Genomic DNA, 14,821 nt, shown 5'->3' on the forward strand with positions numbered 1-14,821 from the left:
CCGGGTGACGGTGCGGGCCCCACGAGCGGACGGACGGGGTCAGTCGGTGGTCGGGGAGGAGGTGGAGCGCTTCCCGAGGTCGGCCGGCTCGCGCGGCGCGGGGACCGGGGCCGCGTCGACGGGGGCGGCGTCCTCGGGGGCGGTCCGCGCCGCCTCGTCCGTGTCCCGTGCCGCGGCCTCCTCCTCGGCGGCCAGTCGCTGCATGCCGCTCGTCGTCTTGAGCGGCTTCTCCTTGATGAAGAGGACCGCGACCAGGGCGAGGAAGGCGAAGGGCGTGGCGACCATGAACAGGTCGCCGGTCGCGACTCCGTAGGCGTGCTCGACGATCTCCTTGAGCGGTGCGGGCAGCTTCGTCATGTCGGGCACGGCGCCCCCGCCGTCACCTCCGCCCTGCGCGGGGACCCCGGCGTCCTTGAGCCCCTTGGTCATCTCGCTCGCGACCCGGTTGGCGAGGATCGCGCCGAGGACGCTGGTGCCGATGGTGCCGCCGAGGCTGCGGAAGAAGGACAGGACGGAGGTCGCGGCGCCCAGCTCGTGGGCGTCGACGTCGTTCTGCGCGGCGAGCACGAGGTTCTGCATCAGCATGCCGACGCCGATCCCCATGACGGCCATGTAGATGCTGAGGGTGCCGAAGGAGGTGTCGGCGCCGATGGTGCCGAGCAGGCCGAGACCGGCCGTCATGACGACACCGCCGGCGATCAGGTAGGCCTTCCACTTGCCGGTCGCGCTGATGATCTGCCCGGCGACGGTGGAGGACACCAGCAGACCGCCGATGAGCGGCAGGCTCATGAGGCCCGCGACGGTCGGGCTCTTGCCGAGCGAGACCTGGAAGTACTGGGAGAGGAAGACGGACCCGGCGAACATCGCGATGCCGACGAAGAAGCTCGCGACGGTCGTGAGCGTCACGGTGCGGTTGCGGAAGATGCCGAGCGGGATGACCGGCTCGGCGGCCCGGGACTCCACGAGGACCGCGGCGAGCAGCAGCACCACGCCGAGGGTGACGAGCGCGGCGGTCTGCCAAGAGGCCCAGTCGAAGTCGTTGCCCGCCAGGGAGGTCCAGATCAGCAGGGAGCAGATGCCGGCCACGATGAGGAAGGCCCCGAGCCAGTCGATCCTGACCTCGCGGCGCACGGTCGGCAGCTTCAGGGTGCGCTGGAGCAGCACGATGCCGGCCAGGGCGAAGGGCACACCGATGAAGAAGCACCAGCGCCAGCCGAGCCACGAGGTGTCGACGAGGACACCGCCGACCAGGGGCCCGGCGACGGTGCCGATCGCGAAGACGGCGCCGAAGATACCGGCGTACTTGCCGAGCCGGCGCGGCGGGATCACGGCGGCCATGACGATCTGGGCCAGCGCGGTGAGACCGCCCGCGCCGACGCCCTGGATGACGCGGCTGAGGATGAGGGTGACGACGCCCTGCGAGAAGCCCGCGACGAGGGAGCCGACCACGAACAGGCTCAGCGAGAGCTGGAGCAGGAGCTTCTGGTTGAAGAGGTCGGCGAGCTTGCCCCAGAGCGGGACGGTGGCCGTCATCGCGAGCAGCTCGGAGGTGACGACCCAGGTGTACGAGGACTGGCTGGCCCCGAGGTCGGCGATGATGCGCGGCAGGGCGTTGGCGACGATGGTGCTCGCGAGGATGGCGACGAACATGCCCGCCATCAGGCCGGACATCGCCTGGAGTATCTGCCGGTTGTCCATGGAGGTCGGCGCCTTCTCGGGCGCCTGCGTTGCGGTCACGGTGTCCTTCTTCAGGTACTGAGCAGTACGCGGGGGTGGATGGTGCCGGGCCGTGCGACGGGCCCGGTGGGGCGGCGGCCGGACCCGTGCGGAAGCGGTTCGGCGCGGCGCTGGACGTGCGGGGGCCGGCTGGTGGGCCGGGCCGTGTGCGCGAGCCGTCGAGCCCGGCTCCCGGGGCCGGTCCGGTGCCCGGTCGTGGTGTTCGCGGGGGTGGCGGCGCCGGGCCGGCCTCCGTCGCCCCGGCGGGCGGAGCGGCGGCGGCCCGGCGGGGCTCAGGAGCCCCGCTGGGCCCGGCCGTTCTCCGGCGGCTCCGGCAGCCCTTCGGCCAACTGGGCGAAGACCTCGTGGAAGGTGGCCACCAGCGCGTGTTCCTCGGGGTGCGCGCACCAGTGCTCGACGGCGACGCGTACCGCCGTGTGCGCGACCGCCGCCAGCAGCCGGGGGTAGAGGTCGAGGTCGTGGCCGCCCTGTCCCGGCGGCCCCTGCGGTCCGCCGCCCCCGGGACCGGCCGGTTCCCGCGCGGCCGTACCGCTGGCGGGGGCGCCCGTGAGCCAGTCCATGAGGGCCCTGGCCAGGGCCTGTTCGTCGGCCATGTGCGCGTTGATGCCGCGCAGGACGAGGTGCGGGGAACGCTGGAGCACCTTCGCCTGCAAAGCCCACAGCTCCTGCCGGTCCTCGAAGGCGCCGAGTTCGGCGCTGAGGGCCGCGTGGACGATGTCGAGCGGGGCGCGGTCGGCGGGGGCCGAGCGCACGTACTGCCTGATCCGGGCGCCGACCTCGTCGTCGATCATGACGAACGCGTCGTCGTGGCCGCTGAAGTAGTTGAAGAAGGTGCGCGGGGAGACGCCCGCGGCCTCACTGATGGCCTCGACCGTGACGTTCTCCGCCCCGTGCTCGGCGGCGAGCCGCACGGCGGCCTCGGCGATGGCGTTGCGGGTGGCCTGCTTCTTGCGCTCCCGCAGCCCCGGCCGCGTCTCGGTGTTCGTCACATGTTGCATGGTAGGCAAAGATGCAGGATGCGCAAACTTCGCCGGTCACGCCACCACGGAGGCACCGTGACACGGCCGCGACCCGCCGGCTTCACGACCGGGCGGCACCGTTCCCCGTGGCGCGCGGGCCGAGTCCCACCGCCGGCCTCACAACGGGGCGGCACCGTTCCCCGTGGCGCGGGCCGAGTCGCCGGTGTCGCCGCCGACCCAGTCGACGAGCACCTCGCCTTCTCCGCCGTCGGGCAACCGCAGGATCAGGGCGCGGCCGGCCAGCCCTGACAGGGCGCCACTGCCCGTCGCGGACTCCAGGGTGGCGCTCCAGGGCTCCCCCTCGCCCTCCGCACCGTCCACGGGCTCCCGCACGGTGACCGCCACGACGACGTCGATCTCCGTCGCGGCCGGACCGGCTCCCTCCGCCACGAGCAGGGCGGGACCTTCGTACTGACGCATGGACCTGCACGCTCCCCTGGGCGTGCGCGCGCGGCGTACACCCTGATCCTCACCCGCCGCGCGAAGGCGTACGGGGCCGGCCGCCCGGCCTGCACTGCCCAGGCTCCGCCGACGCGCCCGCGAGCGCATCCCGAGCGCGTCCCGAGCGCGTGCCGAACGCGTCCCGGTGGGGTGTCACGCCGGCCCGGCCCGGACATGGCGCACGGCTTTCCTCAGCGTTTGACAGGTTTTCCACCGGTGGGAGGCTTGAACGAGGCGCGAGCAGCCTGCACGCCCGCCGCGCGAACCCCAGGAGGCCACCGATGTCCAAGCACCGTCGCGAGCAGCCCCACACCAACGAGGGCACGCGCGGGATGCCACGCAGGCCCGACGACGACCGCCTCGCCGAGCGCACCGAGGACGAGCGGGTCGCCGAGGGGATCGATGCCTACAACCCCGCGCAGGTGCCACCGGCCACGGACACGCGCCCCCGTACGCGGCTGACCGACAGCGAGCAGTACCGCGAGGAGAAGACGGAGGTGGACAAGGAGGTCAGGCAGGGCGAGCTGACGCCCGACCAGCTCCAGGCCCGCAAGGACCGTTCGCCCTACCCGCCCACGCACTACGACGAGTAGACGGGCGGGCCCGGGAGCCGTGCGGCGCACGAAGCGCACCGCACGGCTCCGTCGTGTCCCGGGCCGCCGGGTCGCGCCGTCGATGCCGCCGCCCTCCGGCCGAGGGTGAGCCTGACGGCGGCTTCGCCAGGCGGCGCCTTCCCTTGAGGGCGACCCCGGAAGGCACGTGAGGGTGACTCCCGGGGGCGCCAGTACAGCGATGCGCGAGGGCTGTCGGCGCCGGGCCCGGTGGGGTGTCGCGGTAGCCCGGCAACGGTCCCGGGCGGGCGGAGCGCGGCCGGCCGCGGACACCGGGCCCCTCCCCTGCCGACAGGTCCCGCGTCGAGGCGCCGCTCTCCCGCGCCCGCACACCCGCTCCACCTCCACCCGGCGGGGCCACGGCCCGTCCACCGCGCTCCCTCGCCCGTCCCTCGCCGCACCGACGCGGTGCGCGCCTCTCGTTCCAGCACCTCACCTCTCCCTTGCGCCGCTCCGGACTCAGGCGTACCGATGAGCCGGGCGAGCGAGGTCACTCGCGCCTCCCGGATCGCGTGCCGCATACGGCGCCTCACTCGCCACACGCAGGTGAGGCGCCCGATCGCGGAGGGCACGCCCTGGATTCCCGGCGTGTCCTCCGGACGCGCATCCGGGCCGGTTCTCCCCCTGCGGGCGGAGAGGTCGATATCCGGCCGGGCGGGGCTCAAACCTCCGGTCTATGCGCGTAGCGCGCTGCCCCACACGGACGAAGCGGAACAGCGGGGCAAGTGGGGGCCTTTTTTGTCGCGGCCGCATTGCAGGTTCATGTCATGACCTCCCAAGCCGGGCACTTCGGGCGCCGGGTGGCGTGGACTCTTTCCCAAGTCTTTTCCCGGCACGGGTCCGTATAGCGGTGGCCGGAGTCCGGGAGACGAACGGAATCCGCCAACCTCCTGAAGCGCCCCTGACAAGTACCCCGGCGGACTGCCACTCTTCCCTCGGCCACGACGAGGGCCTTCGTCCCACCGCCCCCGTTCGCGGTCTGGTCATCCCCCGCCGGCCGCTTGCCCGCGGCCCGTAGAAGGAGTCCTTCCCTTGAGACGAACCTCCCCGAGACGCGCCGCCGCCACCGGTGGCGCCCTGCTCGCCGTCTCCGCCCTGCTCACCGCCGCCGTGCAGACGGGGGTCGCCTCGGCGGCCCCCGCGCCTGCCGCGCAGCCGGTGGCGGGCAAGGTCCACCCCGGCGCGCTTCCCGCGCAGCTGACGCCCGCCCAGCGGGCCCAACTGCTGCGTGAGGCAAGTGCGAAGACGGCACAGGCCGCCGACGGACTGGGCCTCGGCGCCAAGGAGAAACTCGTCGTCCGTGACGTGGTCAAGGACCGCGACGGGACGCTGCACACCCGCTACGAGCGCACCTACGACGGTCTGCCGGTGCTCGGCGGCGACCTCGTGGTGGCCACCTCCCCGGCCGGGAAGACGGAGGCCGTCAGCCGCGCCTCGCGTGCCCGGCTGACCGGGGTGAACACCAAGGCCGAGGTGAAGCCGGCCACCGCGCAGAAGCAGGCGCTGAGCGCCGCCGCGTCGAAGGGCGCCGAGAAGGCGGTCACCGACCAGGCCCCGCGCAAGGTCGTCTGGCTGGCCGGGGGCACCCCGACCCTGGCCTACGAGACGGTCGTCGGCGGCCTCCAGGAGGACGGCACCCCCAACGAGCTGCACGTCGTGACGGACGCCGCGACCGGCAAGAAGCTCTGGGAGTACCAGGCCATCGAGAACGGCACCGGCAACACGCAGTACAGCGGCACGGTGACGCTCACGACGACGAAGTCGGGCTCGACGTACAACCTGACGGACGCCTCGCGCGGCAACCACAAGACGTACAACCTGGCCAACAAGACCTCGGGCACCGGGACCCTGTTCTCGGGGCCGGACGACGTCTGGGGCAACGGCGTCGGCACCAACGTGGAGACCGCGGCCGCCGACGCGGCCTACGGCGCCCAGGAGACCTGGGACTTCTACAAGAACACCTTCGGGCGCAGCGGTATCCGCGGCGACGGGGTGGCCGCGTACTCGCGGGTGCACTACGGCAACAACTACGTCAACGCGTTCTGGGACGACAGCTGCTTCTGCATGACGTACGGCGACGGCGCGGGCAACGCCGCGCCGCTGACGGCCCTGGACGTGGCCGGGCACGAGATGAGCCACGGCGTCACCTCCGAGACCGCCGGGCTCAACTACAGCGGGGAGTCCGGGGGCCTGAACGAGGCCACGTCCGACATCTTCGGCACCGGCGTGGAGTTCTACTCCAACACCGCCACCGACCCGGGTGACTACCTGATCGGTGAGAAGATCAACATCAACGGCGACGGTACGCCGCTGCGCTACCAGGACAAGCCGAGCAAGGACGGCGCGTCCAAGGACTACTGGTCCTCCTCCCTCGGCGGGCTGGACGTGCACTACTCCTCCGGTCCGGCCAACCACTTCTTCTACCTGCTGTCCGAGGGCAGCGGCGCGAAGGTGGTCAACGGGGTCAGCTACAACTCGCCGACCTCCGACGGGCTCCCGGTCACCGGGATCGGCCGCGACAAGGCGCTCCAGATCTGGTACAAGGCGCTGACCACGCAGTTCACCTCGACCACCAACTACGCCTCGGCGCGCACCGGGACGCTCGCGGCGGCCTCCTCGCTCTACGGGGCGACCTCGGCCGAGTACAAGGCCGTCCAGGACGCCTGGGCGGGCATCAACGTCGGGGCCCGCTCCGGCGGTGGCGGCGGCGGCACCGGCACGGTGTTCTCCAGCACCACGAAGGTCGCGGTGCCGGACGCGGGCGCGGCGGTCACCTCCTCGATAGCGGTCACCGGACGCACCGGCAACGCTCCCTCGAACCTCAAGGTGGCGGTGGACATCTCGCACACCTACCGGGGTGACCTCGTGGTCGATCTGGTCGCGCCGAGCGGCACGAGCTACCGGCTGAAGAACTCCAGTTCCTCGGACTCGGCCGACAACGTCACCGACACGTACACCGTGAACGCCTCGGCGGTCGCGGCGAACGGCACCTGGAAGCTCAAGGTCCAGGACGTCTACTCGGGCGACAAGGGCACGATCAACGGCTGGTCACTGACCTTCCCGTAAACCCTCAGCGCGGCGAGCCCCACGAGGCCGCCCCCGCCCGCGGCGAGTGCCGCGGGCGGGGGCGGCCTCGCCGTGCGCCCGCCGGGGCGCGGACCGCCGCGCGGGAGGCGGCGGCGGGAGCCCTCGTAGCGCAGCCGGCGGCGGGAGCCGGCGCGCGTGCCCGGCTCACAGCAGGCCGAGTTCCCCGATCTCGCCCGGTTCCTTGGTGACCGCGCGCTGCCGTTCGGCGGGGCTGCCCCGGGTGAGCAGGTCCTCGGCCGTCGCCGTGACCCGCTCCCGGTCGCCCGCCGACTCCAGGGCGGCGCCCACGTGGTCGAGCAGGGCGCGCACCGCTTCGGCGGCGGGGACGGGGGTGCCGCTCACCGGGTGGACCAGCGGTCCGCCCAGGCCGTAGCGGGCGGCGGTCCACAGGGAGGCCGCCACCTCGTGGTCGGGGACCCGGGGCGCCCGCGCCCCGGCGGCGTCGGCCCGCAGGGCGGTCGTCACCAGGGCGCGGCTGAGGCCCGCCTGGAGGACGACCTCCTCGACGGTCGGCATGACGTCGGCGACCCGGATCTCCAGGGTCGGCACGTGCGAGGAGGGCCGGGCCAGCCAGTAGGCGTTGGTCGCGCGGACGGGCAGCACCCCGGTGCCGTAGAGCGTCGCGTACGTCACGTCGTAGTGCTGCGCGGACTCGAAGTAGGGCGGGATCTGGGTGGTCGGCCAGCGCGAGAGGACCATCGTGCGCCAGCTCGCGAAGCCCGTGTCGACGCCGTGTTCGTACGGCGAGTTGGCGGACAGCGCGAGCAGGACGGGCAGCCAGGGGCGCAGGTGGTTGAGCGCGGTGACGGCGGCGGAGCGGTCCGCGACGCCGACGTGGACGTGGCAACCGCAGGTCTCGGTCCCCCGGGCCAGCAACCGGTACAGGTCGGCGACGTTGCGGTAGTGCGGCGCCTCGCTCTCCGGGCGCGGCGGGGCGGGGCGCGGGGAGGTGCCGTTGGCCAGCACGCGGGCCCCGGCCTTCTCGGCGGCCTCCACGAGGCGCGCACGGGCCGCGGCGGTCTCGGCGCCCAGCGAGGCGAGATCCGCGCAGACCGGGGTGGTCGTCTCGATCATGCTGGTGAGCAGTTCGCGCTGCGGGGCGGTGGCCGCCTCGTCGGGGTGCAGCCTGCGGTGGGCGGTGAGGAGGTCGGCGGCGCCTTCGACCGGGACGAGGCTGTCCGGGTCCACGAGGAGGAACTCCTCCTCGGCCCCCAGGGTGGGCGGCGCGTCGGCCGGGGCGCTCATCGCGGGCCGCCCGGGTCGCGGTGGAGCATGAACACTTCGTCACTGATCATGCGTGGTCCTCCGGGTGGGGAGCGGGTGGACGGGCCCCGGACGTGCGGGCGCCGGGGCGGCGGGCGGTGCTGCGGTCGCTGAACGGGACGGCGGTGCGGGCGGGCGTACACGGGAACGGTGCGGGCGGGCGTACACGGGAACGGTGCGGGGCGGCGGTCTCGTGCCGGTGCCTGGGGCGGGTCCCCGTACCGCCGGGGCCTCAGGGCTTGAGGGGTGGGGGCCCAAAGGGCGCGGACGGTGCCTTCCACTGTCCTGCGCGCCGTGCGCGTGGTCGAGAGCGCATTCCGGGCGCCCCGGCGCACGGAACGCTCGCCTCCGGACACCGGGCGCACGACCGGAAACCGCGTAGCGGTGCGGGTCGGGAGCCCGGTTCCGGGTGGTCGCGACGCCCCGGCCGCCCCACCCGTCCCACCGGCGGTGGCGGGTCAGGCGTTACCCTTGCCGGCGTACCGGACACGGGGTGCCCCACTCGGGGGCTGAGATCACACCCGTCGAACCTGAACCAGCTCGTACTGGCGGAGGGATGTCTCTCATGTCGTTGCCGCACGTCTTCGACGGCTCCTCGCAACAGCACACCACCACGGAACGCTCCGTCTTCGACGGCCGGATGCCCTCGGCGCCGGGCGATCTGCGGATGGAGGCGCGCGGGATCACTCCCGTCCCCGAGTCGCACCGCTACGGCGGTCCCGGCCGGCTGTTCACCGTGTGGTTCGCGCCCAATCTGACGATGACCGGGGTGTTCACCGGCACGCTGGGCGCGGTGCTCGGACTGGACTTCGCCACGGCGCTGGCCGCCGTCGTGTTCGGCACCCTGCTCGGCGCGGTGCCGGCGGCCTGGCTCGGGACCTGGGGCAGCCGGACCGGAGCCGGTCAACTCCCCTTGTCGACACTGGCCTTCGGCAAGGCGGTCGCCCTGCCCGGGATACTCCAGTGGCTGTCCTCGGTGGCCTGGGACGCCCTGATCGGGCTGTTCGGCGGTGACGCGCTGGCGCGGCTGCTGGGCTGGCCGTTCTGGATCGGGGTGCTCGTCATGATGGCGGGCCAGGGGCTGGTCGGCGCGCTCGGGTACGAGGCGATCCACCGCCTCCAGAAGGTCATGTCCTTCGCGCTGGCGGTGGCTTTCGCGGTGCTCGCGGTGAAGCTGCTCGACGGGGCCGAACCGGTCACCACGAGCGGCGTGCACGGGCTGGACCGCTTCGGCGCGATCGTGCTCACCTCGACGGTCGCGCTGAGCCTGTCCCTGTCCTGGGCGCCGTACGCGAGCGACTTCAGCCGCTACCTTCCGCGCGAGACCTCCCGGCCGCGCATGTTCTGGTACACGCTGCTCGGAATCGGGCTGTCCTTCGTCGCGGTGCAGTCGCTCGGGCTGTGGGGTGCCTCGGTGTTCACCGACCAGACCGCGAAGGGCGTGGACGAACTGCTCGGCGGCGGCGCGCTGAGCGCTTTCGGGCTGCTCGCGGTGGCGCTCGCCGCGCTGTGCAGCAACGCGATGAACGACTACAGCGGTTCGCTCGCGCTCCAGACGGTGGGGGTGCGTGTGCCCCGCCCGTTCGCGGCGGTCCTCGCGGCGGCGCTCGGTTTCCCGCTGGTGCTGTGGATGCACGCGGCGGACACGGCGGCCCGCTTCCAGAACGTCCTGCTGTTCGTCGGGTACTGGATTCCCGGCTTCGTCGCCGTCGTGGCCGTCGACTGGCTCGTGCGGGCGCGGGAGCGCGGCGGCGCCCCGGTGGACCTGTCGGCCGAGGCGGCGCGTCCGCAACCCTGGTGGCCCGCCCCGCTGGCCTTCCTCGTGGCCTTCGCCGCCGCCGTCCCCTTCATGAACACCTCGCTGTACGTCGGCCCCGTCGCCGAGGCGCTGCACGGCGCGGACCTCGCGTACTACGTGGCCTTCCTCGTCGCCCTGCTCGCCTACGTACCGCTACGGCTGCGTTCGCGCCGCCGCGGTGGTGCGTAGCCCGGACCACCGAACGACCGGAGAGACCCCATGCCTTCCGCGAACCGCTCCGACCTGCTCCCCTTCAGCCGCGCGGCCCTCGACCGGGTACGCGCCCGGGAACCGCTCGTGCAGTGCCTGACCAACACGGTCGTCACCAACTTCACCGCCAACGCGCTGCTGGCGCTCGGCGCGGCGCCCGCGATGGTGGACATCCCGGTGGAGGCGGGGGCCTTCGCGCGGGTCGCCTCCGGGGTCCTCGTCAATCTCGGCACGGTGCACGCGGAGCAGCGCACCGCGATGACCGAGGCGGCACGGGCGGCGGGCGAGGCGGGGACGCCGTGGGTCCTGGACCCGGTCGCGATCGGCGCCCTGCCGGTGCGTACGGCGCTCGCGCACGAGTTGCTGGCCCTGGGGCCGGCCGTGGTGCGGGGCAACGCCTCGGAGATCATGGCGCTGGCCGGCGCGGGCGGCGGCGGGCGCGGCGTGGACGCGGCGCAGGACGTCGAGGCGGCGGCGGAAGCGGCCCGTGAACTGGCCCTTTCCTCGGGCGCCGTCGTCGCGGTGTCCGGGCCGGTGGACCTCGTCACCGACGGGGAGCGCACCGCCCGGGTGGCCAACGGCGACCCGCTGCTGACCCGGGTGACCGGGGGCGGCTGCGCGCTCGGCGCGGTGCTGGCCGCGTACGCGTCGGTGGACGGGGACCGTTTCGCCACGACGGTCGCGGCGGTCGCCGCGTACACGGTGGCCGCCGAGCTCGCGGTGCCCCGGTCGGCGGGGCCGGGCTCCTTCGCGGTGTCCTTCCTCGACGCCCTCGCGGGGCTGACCGGGGCGGACCTCGACCGGCGGGCGCGGCTGTCGTGACCGGGCCCGAGGAGAGCGCGGGCGCGGTGGGGCGGCCGCCGGTGGACCTCTCGGTGTACCTCGTGACGGACGCTGCGCAGTGCGCGGCGCGAGGCCGGAGCGTCGCCGCGACCGTGGCGCTCGCCGTGGCGGGCGGGGTGACGGCGGTGCAGGTCCGCGAGAAGGACGCGTCGGGGCGCGCGTTCCTCGACACGGTGCTGGAGGTCGCGGCCGTCCTGCCGGAGCGGGTCGCGCTGATCGTCAACGACCGCGTCGACGTGTTCCTCGCGGCGCGCGCGGCGGGCGCCCGGGTCACCGGCGTGCACGTCGGCCAGTCGGACCTGCCGCCGGAGTCGGTACGGGCGCTGGTGGGTGAGGACGCCGTGCTCGGACTGAGCGCGGCGACCCCGGCGCAGCTGCGGTCCGCCGCCGCGAGTCCGGCCGGCGTCGGCCATGTGGGCATCGGGGCACTGCGCGTGACCGCCACGAAGGCGGACGCCCCGCCCGCCCTCGGACACGAGGGCTTCGCCCGGCTCGTGGCACTCGGCGTACCGCCCGCCGTGGCCATCGGCGGCGTCCTCCCGGCCGATCTGCCGCCGCTGCGGGCGGCCGGAGCGGCGGGCGCGGCGGTGGTCTCGGGGATCTGCGCGGCCGCCGACCCGCGCGCCGCCGCCGAACAGTACGCGCGGGCCTGGGCGCGCGGGGCGGCCCCGGTCCGGTGACTGCACCGGGGCCCGGCCCGGCGCACCCGCGGGGCCCGGGTCTCCGGGGGAAGGCTCCGGGAACCCGCTTGTCTGCGCGGTCTCACGTAAAGCGAGTGACAGGCCGGCCCGCGTGGGGCCAGGCTGACCGGTATGACACCAAGGATCAGCCGCATCAATCCTGAGCAGTCGCACGCCACCCCCGGTTATCACCACGTCACCGTGGTGGAGAGCGGGCGCACGGCCCATCTGGCGGGCCAGTGCCCTCTGGACCTGGACGGCCGCCTGGTCGGCCCCGGAGCGCTGGACCTCCAGATCGATCAGGTGGTGGCGAACGCGCTCACCGCCCTCGCGGCGGTGAGCGCGCGGCCGGATCAGGTGGTGCGCTCGGTCGTCTACGTCCGGAGCGACAGCAGCGGGGTGCTGGGCACCGCGTGGCGCCGGCTCACCGGTTCGGCGCTGGGGCCGGCGTTCACCAGTGCCAGTACGCTCCTCGGCGTCGCCCAGCTCGGCTTCACCGGCCAGCTCGTCGAGGTGGACCTGACGGTCGCGCTGCCGGACTGAGACGAGGAGGGCGGGCCGCCCCGTACCAGCGCCCCGCCCTCAGGCGCCGTACGGGTACGCCGGATACGTCAGGTACCCGGCGTCCCCGCCCTGGTAGTAGGTGGCCTCGTCGACGGGCGCGAGCGGCAGACCGGCGCGCAGTCGCTCGACGAGGTCGGGGTTGGCGATGAAGCCGCGACCGAAGCTGATGAGGTCCGCGCCGAGACCGAGCCAGCGGTCGGCGTCCTCGCGACCCGTCTGCTTCGGCCCCATCGGCAGCACCGGGTTCATGACGAGCGTGCCCGGCCACACGTGGCGCAGCCGCGACAGCACCGCCTCGTCCGCGGTCGCCTCCAGGTGGACGTAGGCCAGGCCGAGGCGCGCCAGCTCCGTGAGGAGCGCGGTGTACACCTCGGTGACCTCGGTCTCCTCGACGCCCCAGAAGCCGCCGCCCGGCGAGAGCCGGACACCGGTGCGGTCCGCGCCGACGGCCTCGACGGTCGCGGTCACCGCCTCGACCGCGAACCGGATGCGGCCGGCCACGGAGCCGCCGTAGCGGTCGGTGCGCAGGTTCGCGTTCGAGGACAGGAACTGTGAGATCAGGTAGCCGTTGGCGCCGTGCAGCTCCACCCCGTCGAAGCCGGCCTCCACCGCGCGGCGGGCCGCCGAGGCGTAGGACTCGGCGTGCTCGGGCACCTCGGCGGTCTCCAGGGCACGAGGGACGGGCGCGGGCTGCGGGCCGCTCGGCGTGAAGACGTTGCCGGCCGCGGGGACGGCGGACGGGCCGACGGGCACGTGACCGGTGGTGTCCGGGTGCGAGACGCGTCCGCCGTGCATGATCTGGGCGAATATCCGGCCGCCGTTGATGTGCACGGCGTCGGTGACCGTGCGCCACGAGGCGGTCTGCTCGTCGGTGTGCAGTCCGGGCGTCCCGGGATTCGACTGGCCCACCACGCTGGGCTGGACGCCCTCGGTCACGATCAGTCCCGCCGTGGCGCGCTGGGCGTAGTAGGTGGCCATGGACGAGGTCGCGAGCCCGCCCGCGGCGGCCCGGACACGGCTCATCGGGGCCATCACCACACGGTTGGGCAGGGTCAGGCGGCCCAGCTGATAACGGTCGAAAAGGGTGGTCATGTCGGTTCTCCTCGTTAACGCCGTGCCCTGGTTCCGGGACACGCCCTTACGCTAGAACCTGACATTGACGTCAGAGGCAAGTCGTGTGGCGCGCTTCACAACCGGCTCGGTCAGGGGCGGGGACCCACACACACGCACACACGCACACACGCACACAACAGGAGGTCGTCATGCGGATCGGGGAGCTCGCGGCGCGCGCGGACGTCAGCGTGCGCTCGCTGCGCTACTACGAGGAGCAGGGGCTGCTCACCAGCACGCGCAGTTCCGGCGGCCAGCGGCACTACACGCTCGACCACGTCGAGCGGGTGCGCTTCATCCAGCGCCTGTACGCGGCCGGGCTCTCCAGCCGTACGATCACGGAGCTGCTGCCCTGCGTGGACTCACCGAGCGCGGCGAACTCGGACGCGGCGCTGGAGCGGATGGCCCAGGAGCGTGAGCGGCTCTCGCGGCACATCGAGGAGCTGACCCGTACGCGGGACGCCCTGGACGAGGTGGTGGCGATCTCGCGCGCCCACCGCGAGCGACTGCTCCCGTCCACGCCCCGCTGACGCCCCCGCCGCCCGGTGGCCAATTCCGCGCGAGGGCCCAGCTCCCGGCCCCGCGCGTGGAGTTCGTGCGCGGGCGGGTCCCCCGGGGCAGGGGGCCGGGGGGCCGGCCGGGAACGGCCGGCCCGCTCGTCCGCGAAGAGGGGTGCGGCCGGGGCGGCCCGCACGGGAGGCGGCGCCGGTGGACGCCCGGCACCGCCTCCCGAGGTCATTTGCCGAGCGGGGCGGGCGAGGTGACACCGCCGGGCCGGCCGTAAGCGGTGCCGCCTTCGGCGGTGACCGGAGCCTCGACGACGGGCGACGCACCGGCCCGCGTGGCGCGAGGGGCCCACAGCTGTCCCAGGGACAGCGCCCCGGGGCCGGTGAACACCAGCAGGAGCAGCGCCCAGCAGAACAGCACCGAGGGCTCTCCCCCGTTCTGGAGCGGCAGCAGGGCCTGCGGCTGGTGCACGTGGAAGTAAGCGAAGGCCATGGAGCCGGAGGCTATGAACGCGGCGGTCCGGGTGCCCGGACCGGCCAGCACCAGCAGACCGCCGACGAGCTGGATCACGGCCGCGTACCAGCCGGGCCATTCTCCCGCCGGGACGGTCCCGCCCCGGCCGCCGGGGAATCCGAACAGCGAGGCGCTTCCGTGGAAGGCGAAGAGGAGGCCGACGACGATCCTGAACAGCCCGAGGACGTAGGGCTGGGCGCGGTGCAGCAGATACGGGGGCATGGGGGTGCTCCTCCGGGTGGGGACCGAATGGAGATCACAACTTAGGCACGCCTAAATAATGCTTGCAAGTTCAACATTCAGCCATTGGATACACCCCCCCGGCCCCCGCGTCCGCGTCTCCCCGCCGCGCGCGGGCCGGGACCCTCCTGACCACCGCCCCGCCCCGCGCCTCCCGGGCCCGGCGGCGGAGGGACGCGGGAGACGCGGCGCGCAACG

13 protein-coding genes and 1 riboswitch are annotated in these 14,821 nt (G+C 73.8%); of the genes, 7 read left to right on the forward strand and 6 right to left on the reverse strand.

What is annotated here, in order from left to right:
• Positions 1–39: 39 nt before the first annotated feature.
• The 3 genes from ACFYMP_RS20295 to ACFYMP_RS20305 all read right to left on the reverse strand — a co-directional run bounded on the left by ACFYMP_RS20295 (position 40) and on the right by ACFYMP_RS20305 (position 3,176).
• Positions 40–1,698, reverse strand: a complete 1,659-nt coding sequence (locus ACFYMP_RS20295; protein WP_388859670.1) for an MDR family MFS transporter — start codon at positions 1,696–1,698, stop codon at positions 40–42.
• A gap of 311 nt (positions 1,699–2,009) precedes the next feature.
• Positions 2,010–2,735, reverse strand: a complete 726-nt coding sequence (locus ACFYMP_RS20300; protein ID WP_388859218.1) for a TetR family transcriptional regulator — start codon at positions 2,733–2,735, stop codon at positions 2,010–2,012.
• Between the two features lie 138 nt (positions 2,736–2,873).
• Positions 2,874–3,176, reverse strand: a complete 303-nt coding sequence (locus ACFYMP_RS20305) for a hypothetical protein (protein ID WP_388859221.1) — start codon at positions 3,174–3,176, stop codon at positions 2,874–2,876.
• 302 nt (positions 3,177–3,478) lie between these two features.
• Here ACFYMP_RS20305 and ACFYMP_RS20310 point away from each other — a divergent pair, with 302 nt between their 5' ends.
• Together ACFYMP_RS20310 and ACFYMP_RS20315 are read left to right on the forward strand one after the other, a co-directional pair.
• The gene (locus ACFYMP_RS20310; RefSeq protein ID WP_388859224.1) at positions 3,479–3,790 is read left to right on the forward strand and encodes a DEAD/DEAH box helicase; all 312 of its coding nucleotides are present in this window, start codon (positions 3,479–3,481) and stop codon (positions 3,788–3,790) included.
• Positions 3,791–4,840: 1,050 nt separating this feature from the next.
• The gene (locus tag ACFYMP_RS20315; protein ID WP_388859227.1) at positions 4,841–6,874 is read left to right on the forward strand and encodes a M4 family metallopeptidase; all 2,034 of its coding nucleotides are present in this window, start codon (positions 4,841–4,843) and stop codon (positions 6,872–6,874) included.
• A 165-nt stretch (positions 6,875–7,039) separates the two neighbouring features.
• On the opposite strand, the gene ACFYMP_RS20320 is transcribed toward ACFYMP_RS20315, so the two are convergent.
• Positions 7,040–8,140 (reverse strand): glutamate--cysteine ligase, encoded by a 1,101-nt coding sequence (locus ACFYMP_RS20320; protein WP_388859230.1) that lies wholly within the window; start codon positions 8,138–8,140, stop codon positions 7,040–7,042.
• Between the two features lie 497 nt (positions 8,141–8,637).
• Positions 8,638–8,732: riboswitch (TPP riboswitch) on the forward strand.
• Between ACFYMP_RS20320 and ACFYMP_RS20325 the strand changes: the two genes are divergently transcribed.
• The 4 genes from ACFYMP_RS20325 (at position 8,724) to ACFYMP_RS20340 (ending at position 12,232) form a co-directional block, all read left to right on the forward strand.
• A complete protein-coding gene (locus ACFYMP_RS20325) occupies positions 8,724–10,145 on the forward strand; it encodes a purine-cytosine permease family protein (RefSeq protein WP_388859232.1) in 1,422 nt (473 codons plus the stop codon). (Overlaps the previous riboswitch by 9 nt.)
• 30 nt (positions 10,146–10,175) lie before the next feature.
• Complete coding sequence (gene thiM, locus ACFYMP_RS20330; protein WP_388859235.1) at positions 10,176–10,988, forward strand: hydroxyethylthiazole kinase; 813 nt, start codon at positions 10,176–10,178, stop codon at positions 10,986–10,988.
• Positions 10,985–11,689 carry a thiamine phosphate synthase gene (gene thiE, locus ACFYMP_RS20335; RefSeq protein WP_388859238.1) on the forward strand — a complete coding sequence of 235 codons (705 nt, stop codon included), beginning with the start codon at positions 10,985–10,987 and terminating at the stop codon, positions 11,687–11,689. Before thiM ends, thiE begins: the two co-directional genes overlap by 4 nt.
• A gap of 132 nt (positions 11,690–11,821) precedes the next feature.
• Positions 11,822–12,232: a RidA family protein gene (locus ACFYMP_RS20340; protein ID WP_388859241.1), complete on the forward strand. Its 411-nt coding sequence runs from the start codon at positions 11,822–11,824 to the stop codon at positions 12,230–12,232.
• A gap of 39 nt (positions 12,233–12,271) precedes the next feature.
• On the opposite strand, the gene ACFYMP_RS20345 is transcribed toward ACFYMP_RS20340, so the two are convergent.
• Positions 12,272–13,345 carry an alkene reductase gene (locus ACFYMP_RS20345; protein WP_388859244.1) on the reverse strand — a complete coding sequence of 358 codons (1,074 nt, stop codon included), beginning with the start codon at positions 13,343–13,345 and terminating at the stop codon, positions 12,272–12,274.
• A 170-nt stretch (positions 13,346–13,515) separates the two neighbouring features.
• Here ACFYMP_RS20345 and ACFYMP_RS20350 point away from each other — a divergent pair, with 170 nt between their 5' ends.
• On the forward strand, positions 13,516–13,893 hold the full coding sequence (locus ACFYMP_RS20350) for a MerR family transcriptional regulator (RefSeq protein ID WP_388859247.1): 378 nt from the start codon (positions 13,516–13,518) through the stop codon (positions 13,891–13,893).
• 205 nt (positions 13,894–14,098) lie between these two features.
• Here ACFYMP_RS20350 and ACFYMP_RS20355 read toward each other — a convergent pair whose 3' ends face one another.
• The gene (locus ACFYMP_RS20355) at positions 14,099–14,605 is read right to left on the reverse strand and encodes a DoxX family protein (RefSeq protein ID WP_388859250.1); all 507 of its coding nucleotides are present in this window, start codon (positions 14,603–14,605) and stop codon (positions 14,099–14,101) included.
• Positions 14,606–14,821: the final 216 nt, after the last annotated feature.

The organism is Streptomyces sp. NPDC007088, from assembly GCF_042869355.1.
In the GTDB taxonomy this organism is placed as follows: Bacteria; Actinomycetota; Actinomycetes; order Streptomycetales; family Streptomycetaceae; genus Streptomyces.

Coding starts and splice junctions, on each gene's coding strand:
- thiM (WP_388859235.1), top strand. CDS start 10,176: ATGCCTTCCGCGAACCGCTCCGACCTGCTCCCCTTCAGCCGCGCGGCC.
- ACFYMP_RS20320 (WP_388859230.1), bottom strand. CDS start 8,140: ATGAGCGCCCCGGCCGACGCGCCGCCCACCCTGGGGGCCGAGGAGGAG.
- ACFYMP_RS20305 (WP_388859221.1), bottom strand. CDS start 3,176: ATGCGTCAGTACGAAGGTCCCGCCCTGCTCGTGGCGGAGGGAGCCGGT.
- ACFYMP_RS20325 (WP_388859232.1), top strand. CDS start 8,724: ATGTCGTTGCCGCACGTCTTCGACGGCTCCTCGCAACAGCACACCACC.
- ACFYMP_RS20340 (WP_388859241.1), top strand. CDS start 11,822: ATGACACCAAGGATCAGCCGCATCAATCCTGAGCAGTCGCACGCCACC.
- ACFYMP_RS20310 (WP_388859224.1), top strand. CDS start 3,479: ATGTCCAAGCACCGTCGCGAGCAGCCCCACACCAACGAGGGCACGCGC.
- ACFYMP_RS20355 (WP_388859250.1), bottom strand. CDS start 14,605: ATGCCCCCGTATCTGCTGCACCGCGCCCAGCCCTACGTCCTCGGGCTG.
- ACFYMP_RS20300 (WP_388859218.1), bottom strand. CDS start 2,735: ATGCAACATGTGACGAACACCGAGACGCGGCCGGGGCTGCGGGAGCGC.
- ACFYMP_RS20345 (WP_388859244.1), bottom strand. CDS start 13,345: ATGACCACCCTTTTCGACCGTTATCAGCTGGGCCGCCTGACCCTGCCC.
- ACFYMP_RS20350 (WP_388859247.1), top strand. CDS start 13,516: ATGCGGATCGGGGAGCTCGCGGCGCGCGCGGACGTCAGCGTGCGCTCG.
- ACFYMP_RS20295 (WP_388859670.1), bottom strand. CDS start 1,698: ATGGACAACCGGCAGATACTCCAGGCGATGTCCGGCCTGATGGCGGGC.